Source organism: Streptomyces sp. LARHCF249 (assembly GCF_052871255.1).
The window spans coordinates 1-16,847 of sequence record NZ_JBIXJQ010000015.1 but is presented as its reverse complement, the minus strand read 5'-3'; the positions used below and the strand labels follow the sequence as shown (position 1 = coordinate 16,847).

At 70.4% G+C, this 16,847-nt stretch carries 14 protein-coding genes, 5 tRNA genes and 1 pseudogene; 4 read left to right on the top strand and 16 right to left on the bottom strand.

The window, feature by feature from the left end; translation table 11 throughout:
- Positions 1 to 84: 84 nt before the first annotated feature.
- The 3 genes from ACIPUC_RS32415 to ACIPUC_RS32405 are packed head-to-tail and all read right to left on the bottom strand — an operon-like array spanning position 85 to position 3,041.
- Positions 85 to 1,242: a D-alanine--D-alanine ligase family protein gene (locus tag ACIPUC_RS32415; RefSeq protein ID WP_446593963.1), complete on the bottom strand. Its 1,158-nt coding sequence runs from the start codon at positions 1,240 to 1,242 to the stop codon at positions 85 to 87.
- A gap of 39 nt (positions 1,243 to 1,281) precedes the next feature.
- Complete coding sequence (locus ACIPUC_RS32410; protein WP_446593962.1) at positions 1,282 to 2,292, bottom strand: NAD(P)H-dependent glycerol-3-phosphate dehydrogenase; 1,011 nt, start codon at positions 2,290 to 2,292, stop codon at positions 1,282 to 1,284.
- The gene (locus ACIPUC_RS32405) at positions 2,289 to 3,041 is read right to left on the bottom strand and encodes a lysophospholipid acyltransferase family protein (protein WP_446593961.1); all 753 of its coding nucleotides are present in this window, start codon (positions 3,039 to 3,041) and stop codon (positions 2,289 to 2,291) included. The genes ACIPUC_RS32410 and ACIPUC_RS32405 overlap by 4 nt, the downstream gene beginning before the upstream one ends.
- A gap of 240 nt (positions 3,042 to 3,281) precedes the next feature.
- On the opposite strand from ACIPUC_RS32405, the pseudogene cofC reads away from it, so the two are divergent.
- Positions 3,282 to 3,881, top strand: a pseudogene (cofC, locus tag ACIPUC_RS32400) (2-phospho-L-lactate guanylyltransferase); the annotation flags it as partial.
- A 274-nt stretch (positions 3,882 to 4,155) separates the two neighbouring features.
- On the opposite strand, the gene ACIPUC_RS32395 reads toward cofC, so the two are convergent.
- The 4 genes from ACIPUC_RS32395 to leuC form a co-directional block, all read right to left on the bottom strand.
- The gene (locus ACIPUC_RS32395; RefSeq protein WP_446593960.1) at positions 4,156 to 4,830 is read right to left on the bottom strand and encodes an HU family DNA-binding protein; all 675 of its coding nucleotides are present in this window, start codon (positions 4,828 to 4,830) and stop codon (positions 4,156 to 4,158) included.
- A gap of 145 nt (positions 4,831 to 4,975) precedes the next feature.
- Positions 4,976 to 5,203, bottom strand: a complete 228-nt coding sequence (locus tag ACIPUC_RS32390) for a hypothetical protein (protein ID WP_360894610.1) — start codon at positions 5,201 to 5,203, stop codon at positions 4,976 to 4,978.
- A gap of 137 nt (positions 5,204 to 5,340) precedes the next feature.
- A complete protein-coding gene (gene leuD / locus ACIPUC_RS32385; protein WP_446593959.1) occupies positions 5,341 to 5,934 on the bottom strand; it encodes a 3-isopropylmalate dehydratase small subunit in 594 nt (197 codons plus the stop codon).
- A gap of 5 nt (positions 5,935 to 5,939) precedes the next feature.
- Complete coding sequence (leuC, locus tag ACIPUC_RS32380) at positions 5,940 to 7,373, bottom strand: 3-isopropylmalate dehydratase large subunit (protein ID WP_446593958.1); 1,434 nt, start codon at positions 7,371 to 7,373, stop codon at positions 5,940 to 5,942.
- A gap of 119 nt (positions 7,374 to 7,492) precedes the next feature.
- Here leuC and ndgR point away from each other — a divergent pair, with 119 nt between their 5' ends.
- A complete protein-coding gene (gene ndgR / locus ACIPUC_RS32375) occupies positions 7,493 to 8,209 on the top strand; it encodes an IclR family transcriptional regulator NdgR (protein ID WP_030304142.1) in 717 nt (238 codons plus the stop codon).
- 161 nt (positions 8,210 to 8,370) lie between these two features.
- Here the strand turns inward: ndgR and ACIPUC_RS32370 are convergent.
- The 9 genes from ACIPUC_RS32370 to ACIPUC_RS32330 form a co-directional block, all read right to left on the bottom strand.
- Positions 8,371 to 8,443: transfer RNA gene (locus tag ACIPUC_RS32370), tRNA-Glu, on the bottom strand.
- Positions 8,444 to 8,470: 27 nt separating this feature from the next.
- Positions 8,471 to 8,542, bottom strand: a tRNA-Gln gene (locus ACIPUC_RS32365).
- A 24-nt stretch (positions 8,543 to 8,566) separates the two neighbouring features.
- A tRNA-Glu gene (locus tag ACIPUC_RS32360) sits at positions 8,567 to 8,639 on the bottom strand.
- Between the two features lie 61 nt (positions 8,640 to 8,700).
- Positions 8,701 to 8,773: transfer RNA gene (locus ACIPUC_RS32355), tRNA-Glu, on the bottom strand.
- A gap of 26 nt (positions 8,774 to 8,799) precedes the next feature.
- A tRNA-Gln gene (locus tag ACIPUC_RS32350) sits at positions 8,800 to 8,871 on the bottom strand.
- Between the two features lie 86 nt (positions 8,872 to 8,957).
- On the bottom strand, positions 8,958 to 9,686 hold the full coding sequence (locus tag ACIPUC_RS32345) for an HAD family hydrolase (protein ID WP_446593957.1): 729 nt from the start codon (positions 9,684 to 9,686) through the stop codon (positions 8,958 to 8,960).
- 121 nt (positions 9,687 to 9,807) lie between these two features.
- Positions 9,808 to 11,283: a glutamate--tRNA ligase gene (gene gltX / locus ACIPUC_RS32340; RefSeq protein WP_446593956.1), complete on the bottom strand. Its 1,476-nt coding sequence runs from the start codon at positions 11,281 to 11,283 to the stop codon at positions 9,808 to 9,810.
- On the bottom strand, positions 11,276 to 12,064 hold the full coding sequence (locus tag ACIPUC_RS32335) for a fumarylacetoacetate hydrolase family protein (protein ID WP_446593955.1): 789 nt from the start codon (positions 12,062 to 12,064) through the stop codon (positions 11,276 to 11,278). The genes gltX and ACIPUC_RS32335 overlap by 8 nt, the downstream gene beginning before the upstream one ends.
- 96 nt (positions 12,065 to 12,160) lie before the next feature.
- A complete protein-coding gene (locus tag ACIPUC_RS32330) occupies positions 12,161 to 12,358 on the bottom strand; it encodes a hypothetical protein (protein ID WP_446593954.1) in 198 nt (65 codons plus the stop codon).
- Positions 12,359 to 12,937: 579 nt separating this feature from the next.
- On the opposite strand from ACIPUC_RS32330, the gene ACIPUC_RS32325 reads away from it, so the two are divergent.
- Positions 12,938 to 16,585: a nitrate- and nitrite sensing domain-containing protein gene (locus tag ACIPUC_RS32325; protein WP_446593953.1), complete on the top strand. Its 3,648-nt coding sequence runs from the start codon at positions 12,938 to 12,940 to the stop codon at positions 16,583 to 16,585.
- A partial coding sequence (locus ACIPUC_RS32320) for a roadblock/LC7 domain-containing protein (RefSeq protein ID WP_446593952.1) occupies positions 16,586 to 16,847 on the top strand: 262 nt, incomplete at its 3' end.

Here is a 16,847-nt window from a genome sequence, read left to right as displayed (position 1 = left end):
CTCACACCGACCGCCCGCCGGCCGGCCCCGGAAGGGCCGGCCGGCGGGCGGTCTGCGGTACGGGCGATGCGGAGCCCGGTGCGGCTAGCGCAGCCCGGTGGAGCGGCGCAGGGCGGCCTGGATCAGCAGGTCGACGAGTTCCCGGTACTCGATGCCCGACTCCTGCCACATCCGCGGGTACATGGAGATCGGTGTGAAGCCCGGCATCGTGTTGATCTCGTTGATGACGAACTCGCCGTCCTCGGTGAGGAAGAAGTCGGCGCGGACCAGGCCCTCGCAGGACGCGGCCTCGAAGGCCTCGATCGCGAGCCGCTGCACCTCGGCGGTCTGCTCCGGGGTGAGCGGGGCGGGCACGATCCCGGAGGCGGAGTCGATGTACTTCGCCTCGAAGTCGTAGAAGTCGTGGCTGGAGACCGGCGGGATCTCGGCGGGCGCGCTCGCGCGCGGGCCGTCCTCGAACTCCAGCACGCCGCATTCGATCTCGCGGCCGCGCAGCAGCGCCTCCACGATGATCTTCGGGTCGTGGCGCTGGGCCTCGCGGACCGCGGCGTCCAGGCCGGAGGCGTCGTCGACCTTGGTGATGCCGATCGAGGAGCCGGCCCGGGCGGGCTTGATGAACAGCGGCCAGCCGTGCTCGGCGGCGAAGTCCAGGATGCGGCCGCGGGCGGCGTCGGGGTCGGCGGTCCACTCGCGGGGGCGGACGGTCACGTACGGGCCGACGCGCAGCCCGAAGGAGGTGAACACCCGCTTCATGTAGTCCTTGTCCTGGCCGACGGCCGAGGCGAGGACGCCCGAGCCGACGTACGGGACCCCGGACAGTTCCAGGAGGCCCTGGAGGGTGCCGTCCTCGCCGTACGGGCCGTGCAGGACCGGGAAGACGACGTCGACCTCGCCCAGGGCCTTGGGGACGGCGCCGGGCTCCGTGTAGACGACCTCGCGGCTGGCGGGGTCGACCGAGAGCACGACGGCGCCGTCCTCGGAGTCGGCGAGGTCCGCGACGCTCGGAAGCCTGCGGTCGGCGATGGCCATCCGCGACGGCTCGTCGGCGGTCAGCGCCCACCGGCCGTCCGTGGTGATGCCGATGGGCAGCACCTCGTACTTGGAGCGGTCGATGGAGCGCAGCACCGCGCCCGCCGTGACGACCGAGATGGCGTGTTCCGAGCTGCGGCCGCCGAACACGACGGCCACGCGGGGCTTGCGGCCCTGCTGCTCAGGGGTCTGGGGGAGGTTCTCGCTGCTCATATCGCCACGAGGGTACCCGCTCGGACGTCCGGAAAGGAGTCAGCGGCGTTCCGGTTTGGCGCTGCGCCCCATCAGTTCCTTGAGCGCGACCAGGGTCGGCTTGCCGTGGTGGACGATGTCGACGACCGTCTCGGTGATCGGCATGTCGACGCCGTGCCGGTGGGCCAGATCCGCCACGGACTGGCAGGACTTGACGCCCTCGGCGGTCTGCTTGGTGACCGCGATGGTCTCCTCGAGGGTCATCCCGCGGCCGAGGTTGGTGCCGAAGGTGTGGTTCCGGGAGAGCGGCGAGGAGCAGGTGGCGACGAGGTCTCCGAGCCCGGCGAGGCCGGAGAAGGTGAGCGGGTCGGCGCCCATCGCCAGGCCCAGGCGGGTCGTTTCGGCAAGGCCGCGGGTGATGAGCGAGCCCTTGGTGTTGTCGCCCAGGCCCATGCCGTCCGCGATGCCCACGGCGAGGCCGATCACGTTCTTGACGGCGCCGCCGAGCTCGCAGCCGACGACGTCGGTGTTGGTGTAGGGGCGGAAGTACGGGGTGTGGCAGGCGGCCTGGAGGCGCTGGGCCACGGCCTCGTCCACGCAGGCGACGACGGAGGCTGCGGGCTGCCGGGCGGCGATCTCGCGGGCCAGGTTGGGGCCGGTGACGACGGCGACGCGCTCGGCGGGGACCTTGCCCACCTCTTCGATGACCTCGCTCATCCGCTTGGCGGTGCCGAGTTCGATGCCCTTCATCAGGGAGACGAGCACGGTGTCGGGGGCGAGCAGCGGGGCCCATTCGGCGAGGTTGCCGCGCAGCGTCTGGGAGGGGACCGCCAGGACGGTGAAGTCGGCGCCGCGGGCGGCCTCGGCCGGGTCGGTGGTGGCGCGGAGGTTCTCGGGGAGTTCGATGCCCGGCAGGTAGTCCGGGTTGGTCCGGCCGGTGTTGATGGCGTCGGCGAGCTCCCGGCGGCGGCCCCAGAGGGTCACCTCGCAGCCGGCGTCGGCGAGCACCATGCCGAAGGCCGTGCCCCAAGAGCCGGTTCCGTAGACGGCTGCCTTCACGGGACGTGTCACTTCGTGCCCTCCCCCGCGGCCTTGCGCCGCTGTTCCGCCCTGGCCTTGCGATGGTCGTACGGCTGCTCGGGCGCGGTCTCGCCGCGCACTTCCTCCAGCAGCGCGGTGATGGCCGCCATGATGACCTCGGTGGCCTCCTTGAGCACTTCCGGGGTGGGTTCCCGGTCGTAGAAGGCGGAGAGGTCGACGGGCGGTCCCGCGAGCACCTGGAGGGTCTTGCGCGGGAAGAGCCGGACCTTGTTCTCCCGGGCGTAGGGCGGCATCGCGAGATTCGCGCCCCACTGGGCCACCGGAATGACAGGGGCCTTGGTGATCAGCGCGACACGGGCGGCGCCGGTCTTGCCGGCCATCGGCCACATGTCGGGATCGCGGGTGAGGGTGCCTTCCGGGTAAAAGGCCACGCATTCGCCGCGCTCGATCGCGTCCACCGCGGCCCGGAATGCGTCCAGGGCGTTGGTGCTCTCGCGGTAGACCGGGATCTGTCCTGATCCGCGCAGGATCGCGCCGACAATCGGGACCTTGAAGAGGGCCGCCTTGGCGAGCAATCGGGGTACCCGGCCGGTGTTGTACTGGAAGTGCGCGTAGGAGAGCGGGTCCAGATACGAGTTGTGATTGACCGCGGTGATAAAGCCGCCCTCGGCCGGAATGTGCTCGATTCCCCGCCAGTCCCGCTTGAAGAGCACTACCAGCGGCGGTTTTGCGATGACCGCCGCCAGGCGGTACCAGAAGCCGATTCTGCGGCGGGACACTCGGACACCTTCCTCTAGGACCGGTGCGTGGCTTGGGCACCTCGTAGGCGGACAAGTGTCGCCCCAGGCCCGGTCTCTGTCGAGAACACCGTACGCCCCGCTCACGCGGCCGGAGTCCCGGGCTGCCCGGGCGGAGGTGACAATGGGCCGACGCGTGACCGGGCCATGACCTGACCATGGGCCGGCCGTGGACCGGAGCGCACCGCAGGGGAGGGGTCGGTCACGAACGCCGTCTGGAGCCTGGTGGTCCCGCTGAAGCCTCTGGCGACGGCCAAGAGCCGTCTCGCGGCCGCCGTGGGCGCCTCCCGTCCGGGGCTCGCGCTCGCCTTCGCCCAGGACACCGTGGCGGGGGCGCTCGCCTGCGCGGCGGTCGAGGATGTGGTGGTCGTCACGGACGACCCCGTGGCGTCCGGGGAACTGGCCCGGCTCGGGGCGCGGATCGTCGCGGACAGCCCGGGGGCCGGGCTCAACGCGGCGCTGGCCCACGGGGTGCGGGCGATACGGGCGGGCCGGCCGGGGGCGGCGGTGGCCGCGATGAACGCCGACCTGCCGGCCCTGCGGCCGCCCGAATTGCTACGCGTGCTCGAAACGGCCTCGGTATTTCCCCGGGCATTTCTGGCGGATGCGGCGGGAATCGGGACGACCTTGCTTTCCGCTGCTCCGGAGGTGGAATTGGCACCCGCGTTCGGTGGGCGCTCACGGGCCCGGCATTCGGCTTCGGGAGCGGTGGAAATCGCCCTGTCGGGCGTGGACAGCGTGCGCCGGGACGTGGACACGGCTCAGGACCTGCGGACGGCGCTCGCCCTCGGTGTGGGGCCGCACACGGCCCGATACAGTGCCGGTATGCAGGCGACCGCGTACACGTACGACTCCCAGACCCGCAGCGGCAGTGTGCTGCTGGACGACGGCACCCCGGTGCCCTTCGGGGCCGCGGCCTTCGACGCGGGCGGCCTGCGGCTGCTGCGGCCCGGGCAGCGGGTCCGGATCGAGACGGACGGCGAGGGCGCGGACCTGCGGATCACCCTGGTCACACTGCAGACCTTCTGAAAACGACGCACCGCGGGCCGGTTTCCCCACGGAGGGGAAACCGGCCCGGCGTGTGTGACGTGCGCCCCTACTTCTTGCGGGCGGTGGTCTTCTTCGCGGTGGCCTTGCGCGTCGCCGTCTTCTTGGCGGGCGCGGTCGTCTTCGCGGTGGCCTTCTTGGCCGCCGGAGCGGTCTTCTTCGCGGTGGCGGTGGTCTTCTTCGCCGCCGGCGCGGCCTTCTTGGCGGCCGTGGTCTTCTTGGCCGCGGCCGTCGCCTTCTTGGCGGTGGCGGTGCTCTTGACCGCCGCCTTCTTGGCGGGGCTGGTCTTCTTGGCCGCGGCCTTCGTTGCGACCGTGGTCTTCGCCGCGGCCTTCTTGGCGGTGGTGGCCCTCTTCGCGGCGGCCTTCTTGACCGTCACGGCGGCACCACCGGTGAGGCTGCCCTTGGGCGCCTTCTTCACCGAGACCTCGCCGCCCTTGGGCAGCTTCTTGGTGCCGCTGACCAGGTCCTTGAACCCCTGGCCCGCACGGAAGCGGGGCACCGAGGTCTTCTTGACCCGGACGCGTTCTCCGGTCTGCGGGTTGCGGGCGTAACGGGCCGGGCGGTCGACCTTCTCGAACGAGCCGAAGCCCGTGACCGAGACCCGGTCGCCCGCGACGGTAGCGCGGACGATCGCGTCCAGTACCGCGTCGACAGCGTCCGCGGCCTGCTGACGGCCGCCCAGCTTGTCGGCAATCGCTTCTACGAGCTGCGCCTTGTTCAACGTCTTCCCCTTCGGAGACTTCGCCAGAACGAATGTGTTCAAGCTTATTTCGCACGTTAGGCGGATATATACCGCAAATCAAACACGAAACGGGCTAATCACCCTAGTGCCGCAACGCTGGAGGCCGTTACGGAGTTCCTTCGCATCAGTCGCCTTCAGGGAATCGACCCTCGTCAAGGTCCTTCATCAACCTGTCCAGGCGCCTTGCCGCATCGGCGAGATCGTGCTTCGCCGCGGCCGTGACGACCAACAGCTTCCGGGACAGCGCCATCCTTACGCCCTCCGGGACTTGCAGTGAGCGCACCCGTATGTGTGCTTCCTTCAGCCGGTCCGCGACGAGTTCGTAGAGCTCAAGTTGACTGTCGCGTTCCATGCACAGATTGTGCCATCTGGGGCGAGTTGTCGCCTCACGGGGCCTCAACACACAGCTGTGCCCCCCACCGGACGGTGGAGGGCACAGTGTCCTGCCAGTGATCACCCAAAGGTGAATAAGCGCTGATCAGGCCGGAATCAGGCCTGAATCGTGCGCGGCTTGAAGGCCGGGCGGGCACTTTCGTACGTGGCGATGTCCGCTTCGTTCTGAAGGGTGAGGGAGATGTCGTCCAGACCCTCCAGCAGCCTCCAGCGGGCGTTGTCGTCGAGCTCGAACTCCGCCTCGATGCCCTGCGCTCGCACCTGGCGGTCGACCAGGTCGACGGTGACCTCGGCGGTGGGGTCCGCCTCGGTCAGCTCCCACAGCCGCTCGACGGTCTCCTGGGGCAGAACGACGGTCAGCAGGCCGTTCTTCAGCGAGTTCCCGCGGAAGATGTCGGCGAAGCGGGAGGAGATGACCGTCTTGAAGCCGAAGTTCTGCAGGGCCCATACGGCGTGCTCGCGCGAGGAGCCGGTTCCGAAGTCGGGGCCGGCGACCAGCACGGTCGCCCCGGCGCGCTCCGGACGGTTGGTGACGAACTCCGGGTCCTTGCGCCAGGCCTCGAAGAGCCCGTCCTCGAACCCGTCACGGGTGATCTTCTTCAGCCAGTGGGCGGGGATGATCTGGTCGGTGTCGACGTTGCTGCGGCGCAGCGGGACGGCCCGGCCGGTGTGGGTGGTGAAGGCTTCCATGGTTCTCAGACTCCGGAGGGGGCGGGAACGGCCGAGGACTCGATCAGGTCGGCGGGAGAGGCCAAGTGGCCCAGTACCGCGGTGGCGGCGGCCACCTGCGGGGAGACCAGGTGGGTGCGTCCGCCCTTGCCCTGCCGGCCCTCGAAGTTGCGGTTGGAGGTGGACGCGGAACGCTCACCGGGGGCCAGTTGGTCGGGGTTCATGCCCAGACACATCGAACAGCCCGCGTGCCGCCATTCGGCGCCGGCCTCCTTGAAGACCGCGTCCAGGCCCTCTTCCACCGCCTGCAGGGCGACCCGGACGGAGCCGGGGACGACCAGCATCCGTACGCCGTCGGCGACTTTGCGGCCCTCGATGATCCCGGCGACGGCACGCAGGTCCTCGATGCGGCCGTTGGTGCAGGAACCTACGAAGACGGTGTCGACCTTGATCTCGCGGAGCGGCTGTCCGGCGGTCAACCCCATGTATTCCAGGGCCTTTTCGGCGGCGTGGCGCTCCGAAGGGTCCTCGTACGAAGCCGGGTCGGGGACGTTGGCCGACAGCGGCGCGCCCTGGCCCGGGTTGGTGCCCCAGGTGACGAACGGGGACAGCGTGGCGCCGTCCACGACGACCTCGGCGTCGAAGACCGCGTCGTCGTCCGTGCGCAGGGTCTTCCAGTAGGCGACCGCCGCGTCCCAGTCCTCGCCCACGGGGGCGTGGTCGCGGCCCTGCAGGTAGTCGAAGGTGGTCTGGTCGGGGGCGATCATGCCCGCGCGGGCGCCGGCCTCGATCGACATGTTGCAGATGGTCATGCGGGCTTCCATCGACAGCTTCTCGATGGCCTCGCCGCGGTATTCCAGGATGTACCCCTGGCCGCCGCCGGTGCCGATCTTGGCGATGATGGCCAGGATCAGGTCCTTGGCGGTGACACCCTCGGCCAGCTCGCCGGTGACCGTGATCGCCATGGTCTTGGGACGGGCCAGCGGCAGCGTCTGGGTGGCCAGCACGTGCTCGACCTGGCTGGTGCCGATGCCGAAGGCCAGCGCGCCGAAGGCGCCGTGCGTGGAGGTGTGGGAGTCGCCGCAGACCACGGTGGTGCCGGGCTGGGTCAGGCCCAGCTGCGGTCCCACGACGTGGACGACGCCCTGCTCGACGTCACCCAGCGAGTGCAGCCGGACACCGAACTCGGAGCAGTTCTTGCGCAGCGTCTCCAGCTGGGCCCGGGAGACCGGGTCCGCGATCGGCTTGTCGATGTCGAGGGTGGGGGTGTTGTGGTCCTCGGTCGCGATGGTGAGGTCGAGGCGTCGGACCGTGCGGCCGGCCTGGCGCAGGCCTTCGAAGGCCTGGGGGCTGGTCACCTCGTGCAGCAGGTGCAGATCGATGAAGAGGAGGTCGGGCTCGCCTTCGGCGCGCCGGACGACGTGGTCGTCCCAGACCTTCTCCGCGAGTGTCCTACCCATCGCTATCCCTCCGGCTCACCGTCCCGGACCCAGTGGTTCGTGGACCCGTACATACAGACTCGCTGGTTCTTGGAAAAATTGAACTTGCGTTTCACAGTGTGAGACGTGAATATCGTTTCATGGACAACTCTAGCGGCGTCGGCGTTCTCGACAAGGCAGCTCTGGTACTGAGCGCACTGGAGTCCGGTCCGGCCACCCTCGCCGGGCTGGTCGCGGCGACAGGGCTCGCACGACCCACGGCACATCGCCTTGCCGTGGCACTGGAACACCACCGGATGGTGGCGAGGGACATGCAGGGCCGGTTCATCCTCGGTCCGCGGCTGGCGGAGCTCGCCGCCGCGGCCGGCGAGGACCGTCTGCTGGCCACGGCGGGACCGGTACTGACCCACCTCCGCGACGTGACGGGCGAGAGCGCGCAGCTCTACCGCCGTCAGGGGGACATGCGCATCTGCGTCGCGGCCGCGGAGCGGCTGTCCGGCCTGCGGGACACCGTCCCGGTGGGCTCGACGCTCCCGATGAAGGCGGGCTCGGCCGCGCAGATCCTGATGGCCTGGGAGGAGCCCGAGCGGCTCCACCGCGGTCTGCAGGGCGCGCGCTTCACGGCGACGGCGCTCTCGGGCGTACGCCGCCGCGGCTGGGCGCAGTCGATCGGCGAGCGGGAGCCCGGCGTGGCCTCCGTCTCGGCGCCCGTGCGCGGGCCGTCGAACCGGGTGGTCGCCGCGGTGTCGGTGTCCGGGCCTATCGAGCGCCTGACCCGCCACCCGGGCCGGATGCACGCCCAGGCCGTCATCGACGCGGCCGCACGCCTCACGGAGGCCCTGCGCCGCTCCGGCTGACCTCACCGCCCTGCTTCACCCACCCCCGGGCCCGGGGGCGCGTACGACGCCGCACACGTCCGAACTCGCGCCTCCTGGCCCGTACTTGTACCGCAAGCCCGTCCGGGCGCGAACGACGAAAGAGGCCCTCCGCGATGAACGCGGAGGGCCTCTTCAGTGCGTACCCCCGACCGGATTCGAACCGGCGCTACCGCCTTGAGAGGGCGGCGTGCTAGGCCGCTACACAACGGGGGCAAGCCTTGCAGCTGTCGCTGCACTGCGCTGGGCTACCAGGACTCGAACCTAGAACAAAGGAACCAGAAACCTTCGTGTTGCCAATTACACCATAGCCCAAAGTGGTCTATACCAGACCAACAGTACCCCCGACCGGATTCGAACCGGCGCTACCGCCTTGAGAGGGCGGCGTGCTAGGCCGCTACACAACGGGGGCCCTAGCGATCCTGCATCAAGACGTACGGGAGCTACCCAGGACACCTCACGGGAAGGATCTGTACCCCCGACCGGATTCGAACCGGCGCTACCGCCTTGAGAGGGCGGCGTGCTAGGCCGCTACACAACGGGGGCAAGCACTGCGTTACTACTGCACTGCGCTGGGGTACCAGGACTCGAACCTAGAATAAGGGAACCAGAAACCCTCGTGTTGCCAATTACACTATACCCCACCAAAAGTCAACCCCCTGCGGGGTCTTTCTTTTGAGTGGCGCCTCCGTCCGGCCTTTCGGCCCGCTCCGGCGGCGCAGAAAGAACATTACCGGATGCCTGACCGTGCTCCAAAACGGGTATCGCCTGCCAGCAGCTCGGGCAGCAGGTCAAGGCCCTCGATGCGGAGCACGCCGTCGGGTCCGGGCCCGCGCCCGCCGTCGCGGTCGAGCCAGACGGCGAGCAGGCCGGCGTCGCGCGCGCCCCGCGCGTCGATCTCCGGCTGGTCCCCGACGTACGCCACCTCCTCCGGCGGCAGTCCCAGCGCCTCGCACGCGGCGAGGAAGGCTCCCGCCTCGGGCTTGCTGATGCCGAGCTCCACGGCGCAGACCAGCACCTCGAAGCGGTCGCGCAGTCCGAGGTCGCGCAGCTTGGGGTCCTGGTTGGCGGTGGAGGAGTTGGAGAGCACCCCGTGCCGGTACTCCGCGGCCAGGGCGTCGAGTACGGGCACCACGTCGGGGAAGACCGCCCAGGCGGCCTTGTAGTGCTCGACGTACCGGTCGAACCAGGCGTCGACCTCGCCGTCGGTCATGCCGGGCCGCTCCAGGAACTCCCGCACCCGCTCCCGCCGCTGCCCCTGGAAGGTGCCCTCGCCCGCGGCGAAGCGCGCCCAGTGCCGGTCGGTGATCTCCCGCCACAGCGCGAGCGCCTGCGCGGGGGTCCCGTAGCGCTCCGCGATCCCCGCTTCCTCCAGCTGTCGCGAGAGTCCGGCGGCGTCGGCTCCCGTGTAGTCGAAGAGGGTGTCGTCGATGTCCCACAGCACGGCACTGATCGGCATGCGTCGAGCCTATCCCCGTGCCCGCCTCCGCGGAGGCCTTTCCAGGGCTTGCACGACGCCGCAGGGGCGGCAGCCGGGTCGGCTGCCGCCCCTGCGGGACGTGCGGGTCGTACGGGGAGAGCTACGCGGCGAGCTTGGACAGGGCCGCGTCGATGCGGGCCAGGGAGCGCTCCTTGCCCAGGATCTCCAGGGACTCGAAGAGCGGCAGGCCGACCGTGCGGCCGGTGACGGCGACGCGGACCGGCGCCTGGGCCTTGCCGAGCTTGAGGCCGTGGGCCTCGCCGGCGGTCAGGACGGCCTGCTTGAGGGACTCCGGGTCCGACCAGTCGGCGGCGGAGAGGTTCTCGCGCGCCGTGGCCAGGAGGGCCGCGGGCTCGCCCTTCATCGCCTTGTCCCACGAGGCCTGGTCCTCGACCGGCTGCTTCAGGAAGAGGAAGTCGACGTTGGCGGTGATGTCCGACAGGACGGTCACGCGGGTCTGGGCGTACGGGGCGATGCGCGCCCAGGCCTCCGCGTCGAAGTCCTCGGGCGCCCAGTTGGCGTGCGGGGCCCGCAGCCACGGGGCGCAGGCGTCCGCGAAGGCCTTCGGGTCCAGCAGGCGGATGTGGTCGGCGTTGATCGCCTCGGCCTTCTTGAGGTCGAAGCGCGCCGGGTTCGCGTTGACGCCGTCGATGTCGAACTTCGACACCATCTCCTCGATCGAGAAGACGTCCTGGTCCTTGGAGAAGGACCAGCCGAGCAGCGAGAGGTAGTTCAGCAGGCCCTCGGGGAGGAAGCCGCGCTCGCGGTAGAGGTTGAGCGAGGACTCCGGGTCCCGCTTGGAGAGCTTCTTGTTCCCCTCGCCCATCACGTACGGCAGGTGGCCGAACTGCGGGACGCCCGTGGCGATGCCGAGCTCCATCAGCGCCTTGTAGAGCGCGATCTGGCGGGGGGTGGAGGACAGCAGGTCCTCGCCGCGCAGCACGTGCGTGATCTGCATCAGCGCGTCGTCGACCGGGTTGACCAGCGTGTAGAGCGGCGCGCCGTTCGCCCGCAGGATGCCGAAGTCCGGCACGTTCTCCGGGGTGAAGGTCAGCTCGCCGCGCACCAGGTCGGTGAAGGTGATCGGCTCGTCGGGCATCCGGAAGCGGACGATCGAGGGGCGGTGCTCGCCCTGGAACGCCTCCAGCTGCACCCGGGTCAGCTCGCGGCAGTGGCCGTCGTAGCCGGAGGGCTTGCCGGCCGCGCGGGCGGCGGCGCGGCGGGCGTCCAGCTCCTCGGTCGAGCAGTAGCAGTCGTACGCGTAACCGCCGTCGCGCAGCCGCTGGGCGACGTCCGCGTAGATGTCCATGCGCTCGGACTGGCGGTACGGGGCGTGCGGGCCGCCGACCTCGGGGCCCTCGTCCCAGGTGAAGCCGAGCCAGCGCAGCGAGTCGAGCAGCTGCTCGTACGACTCCTCGGAGTCCCGGGCCGCGTCGGTGTCCTCGATCCGGAAGACGAACGTACCGCCGTGGTGGCGGGCGAACGCCCAGTTGAAGAGGGCGGTGCGGACCAGGCCCACGTGGGGGTTGCCGGTCGGGGAGGGACAGAAACGTACGCGGACGTTCGCGTTAGCCACGCTTGATCACCTTGTTGGTGAGAGTGCCGATGCCTTCGATGGTGACGGCGACCTCGTCGCCGACGTTGAGGGGGCCGACTCCGGCCGGGGTCCCCGTGAGGATGACGTCGCCCGGGAGCAGCGTCATGGCCTCGGTGATGTGGACGATCAGGTCCTCGATGGAGCGGACCATGTCGCTGGTGCGGCCGAGCTGGCGCTGTTCGCCGTTGACCGTGCACTGGATGGTCAGGTCGCTCGGGTCCAGGTCGGTCTCGATCCAGGGGCCGAGGGGGCAGGCGCTGTCGAAGCCCTTGGCCCGGGCCCACTGCTTCTCGCGCTGCTGGACGTCGCGCGCGGTGACGTCGTTGGCGCAGGTGTAGCCGAGGATGACGTCCTTGACGCGCTCCCTGGGGACCTCTCGGCACATGCGGCCGATGACCACGGCGAGCTCCGCCTCGTGGTGGAGGTCCTGGGAGAAGGAGGGGTACGTGATCGGGTCGCCCGGGCCGACCACCGAGGTGGAGGGCTTGAAGAAGGTGATGGGGGCGTCCGGGACCTCGTTGCCGAGCTCCGCCGCGTGCTCCGCGTAGTTGCGGCCGATGGCCACGACCTTGTTCGGGAGCACGGGCGGCAGCAGGCGCACCTTGCTCAGCGGGACCTTCGTGCCGGAGAGCTCGAAGTCCGCGAACGGGATGCCCTTGATGATGTCGAGGACGAGCTCGCCTTCGGCGCCGGGGGCGGCATCGCCCTCGACCGCGCCGAAGGCGACGTTGCCGTCGATCGAGAACCTGGCGATGCGCACGTGTTGCGTCTGCCCCTCTGTATGTCCGCTGGCTGGAGTCTGCGGCTCCAGGCTAACGCGGTCGGCAGGGGCGCTTCGCCCTCATTTGCCTTGGGGCTACTGCGCGGCGGCGGCCACGGGCGCGTCCATCAGGATCGTGCGCCGGGGGTTGGCGGTCTGCGTCGGCAGTTCGACGGCGTGCTCCGGGGCGGCCGGGGCCGCCTGCAGCTCCTCGGCGTCCTTGAGGTGCGCGAGGGTGGTGCGGCGGGGGTTGGCTATGTTGCGGAACATCGGCCGCGTCGTCTTCGAATTCATCGGGATTTCGGGATCCTCGGTTCGATCTTGGATGTCGGTTGTGGCACGCGCCGACCGCGGCGCCAACCCTTCAAGGGGTAAGGCTAAACATCCGAATCCCTCACGGAACCGGGAAGTAATGGCCACGGCCGTGTGAGTTTGCTCACCAGCGACCAGGCATTACCGACATAATGGACAGTCAACCCCTTGCCGCGAAACGGACATTGCGCCACTGAATGCGCCATTCCGCTCCTGATCATCTCGACTGGGACACCTTGCCAGTCACCGTGTTTGCGTGGTGTAAGTCCGGTTTCTACCGAAACCGGGCCCACATCCTGTAGCCCTCCTGTCACAAGCCGTCACCGACTCTCCGGGCGGATGCTCGCACCTTGTTGGAGATCCTCCACTGTGCTGGAATTCGCGGGACCGCCGCGGGAATCAGCCGGCGCGCAGGTGGCGCGACACAGCGCCGAGCGCGGTGGCAAGGAGAGGGAGACGCGCCGGTCACCGACGACCACCATGGGGCCGTTAGTGCCCCACGACTCGACACCGTCCCACCGGTCGCCCGGCGGGACGCCTGGTCCAGAGGTTGCGACGCTAGTGCAGGGACGATTCAAGAGGGATGGCAAGGGGTCTCCCCAGGCCCGTCAGGGCCGAGGGGAAGCCGCGGCGGACCAGGAGCCCCGCGGCGGGACCGACCGCGGCTCCTCGCCCCAGCACGCCCAGAACCGCGGGCCGGCTGTCAGCGGCGCGGGCCCGGACGTCTCCGCCTCGGCGAAGGCGAAGGCGAAGGGCCGCGGCAAGTCCGCGAAGTCCGCCAAGGAATACGCCGGGTCGGTCGAGCAGGACGTGGCGATACCGAAGGCCCCCAGTGGGCCCGGTTCCCGTCTCGCCATGCAGAACTGGCGCATCAGCACGCGACTGGTGTCGCTGCTGACCCTGCCCGTCGTCGCCGCCACCACGCTCGGTGGCGTCCGTATCAACGACTCGCTCAATGACATCGCGCAGCTGGAGCACATGCAGCTGCTGACGACGATGACCCGGCAGGCCACCAACCTGGCCGCCGCGCTCCAGGAGGAGCGGGACAAGTCCGCGGGTCCCCTCTCGGTCGACAAGTCCGGCAAGCCGAACAGCATCGTCGCGGGTGTCAAGGAGCAGACCGACGCCGCCGCCAAGTCCTTCGCCGCCGCGACCGACAAGGTCGACAACACGGAGGACAAGGACGAGACGCTCAAGTCGATCCGCAACAACATCCTGCAGATCGGCCGCCAGCTCGCGAACATCGAGGAAATCCGCAACAAGGCGTACGCGAACGGCGCCCAGCAGACCGTCACCGAGTACAACAGCCTCATCGTCTCGCTGCTCTCGCTCTCCCAGGACATGGCGCAGGCCACCTCCAACCCGGAGATGATCAAGCGTACGCGCGCCCTGGCGGCCTTCTCCGCCTCCAAGGAGTACGCCTCCGTCCAGCGCGCGATCATCGCCGCCGCCCTGCCCGACGGCAACGGACAGCCGGGCAAGCTGCCGGAGAACGACCGGCTCTACGCCCTGTCCGCCCTCAAGGGCGAGCAGCAGGCGAAGAAGACCTTCGAGCTCGTGTACCAGGGCAAGCCCGAGGAGCTCCTCGCGGCGCTCGGCGACGGCAACCCGGAGATCGGCCGCGCCGACCACTTCGCGCGCCGCGTGCTGTCCACCGACGGGCAGTTCGCCAAGGAGACGCAGTACCGGTCCTGGCTGGACTGGTACGACGCCGACGACGTCAAGCTCTCCGAGATGAAGAAGATCGAGCTGACCCTGCTCCAGGACATGGAGCAGAAGGCCCGCGAGCTCAAGAACGAGTCGCAGCAGGACGCCATCATCAACGGTGCCCTGATCCTCCTCGTCCTCGGCGTCTCCCTCGTCGGCGCCTTCGTCATGGCCCGCTCGATGATCCGCTCGCTGCGCCGCCTCCAGGACACCGCCACCCGCGTCGCCCAGGACCGCCTCCCCGAGCTCGTCAAGCAGCTGTCCGAGTCCGACCCGCAGGACGTGGACACGTCCGTGGAGTCGGTCGGCCTGCACACCCGCGACGAGATCGGCCAGGTGGCCGCGGCCTTCGACGACGTGCACCGCGAGGCCGTCCGCCTCGCCGCCGAGCAGGCCCTCCTCCGGGGCAACGTCAACGCGATGTTCACCAACCTCTCGCGCCGTTCCCAGGGCCTCATCCAGCGTCAGCTCTCGCTCATCTCCGAGCTGGAGTCGCGCGAGGCCGACCCGGACCAGCTGTCCTCCCTCTTCAAGCTCGACCACCTCGCGACCCGCATGCGCCGTAACGGCGAAAACCTCCTCGTCCTCGCGGGCGAGGAGCCGGGCCGCCGGTGGACCCGCCCCGTCCCGCTCGTCGACGTGCTCCGCGCCGCCGCGTCCGAGGTGGAGCAGTACGAGCGCATCGAACTGGCGGCGGTGCCCGGCACCGATGTCGCCGGCCGCGTCGTCAACGACCTCGTGCACCTGCTCGCCGAGCTGCTGGAGAACGCCACCTCGTTCTCCTCTCCGCAGACCAAGGTCAAGGTCACCGGTCACGCGCTGCCCGACGGCCGTGTGCTGGTCGAGATCCACGACACCGGTATCGGCCTCTCCCCCGAGGACCTCGCCGCGATCAACGAGCGGCTCGCGTCGCCGCCGACCGTGGACGTGTCCGTCTCCCGCCGCATGGGCCTGTTCGTGGTCGGCCGCCTGTCCCTGCGACACGGCATCCGCATCCAGCTGCGTCCCTCCGACTCGGGTGGTACGACGGCCCTCGTCATGCTGCCGGTGGACGTCGCCCAGGGCGGCAAGAAGCCCGGTGGCCCCGGTCCCCAGGGCGGCCCCGGCGGCGGTCAGGGCGGCCCCGGCGGTCAGGCTTCCGTGCCCGGTGCGGCCTCCCGTCCCCCGGTGGGTGCGGCTCCGCAGCGCGGCCAGGTCGCCCCGGGCGGTCAGCGTGCCGCCCTGCCCGGCCGCGACGGCGCTCCCGGCCAGCAGCGTCCGCAGGGCGCGCAGAACCAGCAGGGTTCCCAGGGCGGCTGGTCCCCGCAGCAGGGCGGCCCGGGTGCTCCCGGCGGCCGTCCGCAGCAGGGTCAGACCACCAGCGGGCAGGGCCAGGCCGGCTTCGGCTCGGGTGCGCCGCTGGCGGGTCGTGGTCCGCAGGCCCGCCCGGCCGCCGCGCCCACGGCGTCCGGTCAGCCCGGATTCGCGCAGGGCAACGGCTTCGAGCGTCCGCAGCAGCCCCAGCAGCCGCAGGCCCAGCCGCCGCAGCAGCAGCCGGCCGCCCCCGCGGCGCCGGCCTCGCGCGGCCCCCGGCCTCAGCTGCCGCCGCGCGGTGGCGCTCCCCGGCCCGAGCTCCCCGGCCCGCAGACCACCAGCTGGGGCGCCGACCAGGCCCGTGGCCACGACGAGCTCTCGGGCCCCGGCTCGACGGCCGAGTTCGCCCGCCCGGACTTCAACGCCCCGATGCCCCAGGCGAACGCCGGCGGCAACAGCACGACCGGGCAGTTCGAGCGTCCGGACGTACGCGGCCCCGTGAACCCGTCCAGCACCGGACAGTTCGAGCGTCCGGCCGCCTACCCGTCGACCGGTCAGCCCCAGCGCCCCGGCGGCCCCGGTGTCGGCGGCTTCGCCCGTCAGCCCCAGGCCCCGCAGCAGCCTCAGCAGCCTCAGCAGCCTCAGCAGCCTCAGCAGCAGTACCAGCAGCCGCAGGCGCTGCCCCCGGCGCAGAACTCCGGCGAGGCCCGCAGCCCGATCTTCGACACCCTGGAGTCGAACTGGTTCCGCGAGGAAGGGCAGCAGCCCGCCGCGCAGGCACCGTCCGCAGCGCTGCCCCAGCAGCCGCAGCAGTCCGGCCCTGCGGCCCCTGCTCCGCAGCTGCCGCAGCGCGGACAGGCACCGGCCGAGTCCGCCACCGCGGCCACCGGCGCCACGCCGACGGTCAGCTGGCGGTCCTCGCCGAACGACGAGCTGATGCGGCAGGCCGAGCGCGTGCGCCAGCCCGCCGCCGGCGGCATCACCACCTCGGGGCTGCCCCGCCGGGTCCCGCGGGCGAACCTCGTGGCCGGCACGGCGCAGCAGCAGGCCGAGGCGCAGGCCGGTCCGCAGGTCTCGCGGGCACCGGACGACGTCCGTGGCCGTCTGACCAATCTCAGGCGCGGTATCCAGCAGGGCCGTCAGGCCGGCAACAGCGGTCCGGCAACCGGCAGTTACCACATCGACCCCACTTACCAGCAGGAGCGATAGTTGAGTTCGATGAGCCAGGCGGCACAGAACCTGAACTGGTTGATCACCAACTTCGTGGACAACACCCCTGGGGTGTCCCACACCGTGGTGGTCTCCGCCGACGGACTCCTTCTGGCGATGTCCGAAGGATTCCCCCGCGACCGCGCCGATCAGCTGGCGGCCGTGGCCTCCGGACTGACCTCGCTGACCGCCGGAGCCTCCCGCATCTTCGAGGGCGGCGCCGTCAACCAGACCGTGGTCGAGATGGACCGGGGATTCCTCT

Coding starts and splice junctions, on each gene's coding strand:
- ACIPUC_RS32415 (WP_446593963.1), bottom strand. CDS start 1,242: ATGAGCAGCGAGAACCTCCCCCAGACCCCTGAGCAGCAGGGCCGCAAG.
- ACIPUC_RS32390 (WP_360894610.1), bottom strand. CDS start 5,203: ATGGAACGCGACAGTCAACTTGAGCTCTACGAACTCGTCGCGGACCGG.
- leuD (WP_446593959.1), bottom strand. CDS start 5,934: ATGGAAGCCTTCACCACCCACACCGGCCGGGCCGTCCCGCTGCGCCGC.
- leuC (WP_446593958.1), bottom strand. CDS start 7,373: ATGGGTAGGACACTCGCGGAGAAGGTCTGGGACGACCACGTCGTCCGG.
- ndgR (WP_030304142.1), top strand. CDS start 7,493: ATGGACAACTCTAGCGGCGTCGGCGTTCTCGACAAGGCAGCTCTGGTA.
- ACIPUC_RS32345 (WP_446593957.1), bottom strand. CDS start 9,686: ATGCCGATCAGTGCCGTGCTGTGGGACATCGACGACACCCTCTTCGAC.
- ACIPUC_RS32330 (WP_446593954.1), bottom strand. CDS start 12,358: ATGAATTCGAAGACGACGCGGCCGATGTTCCGCAACATAGCCAACCCC.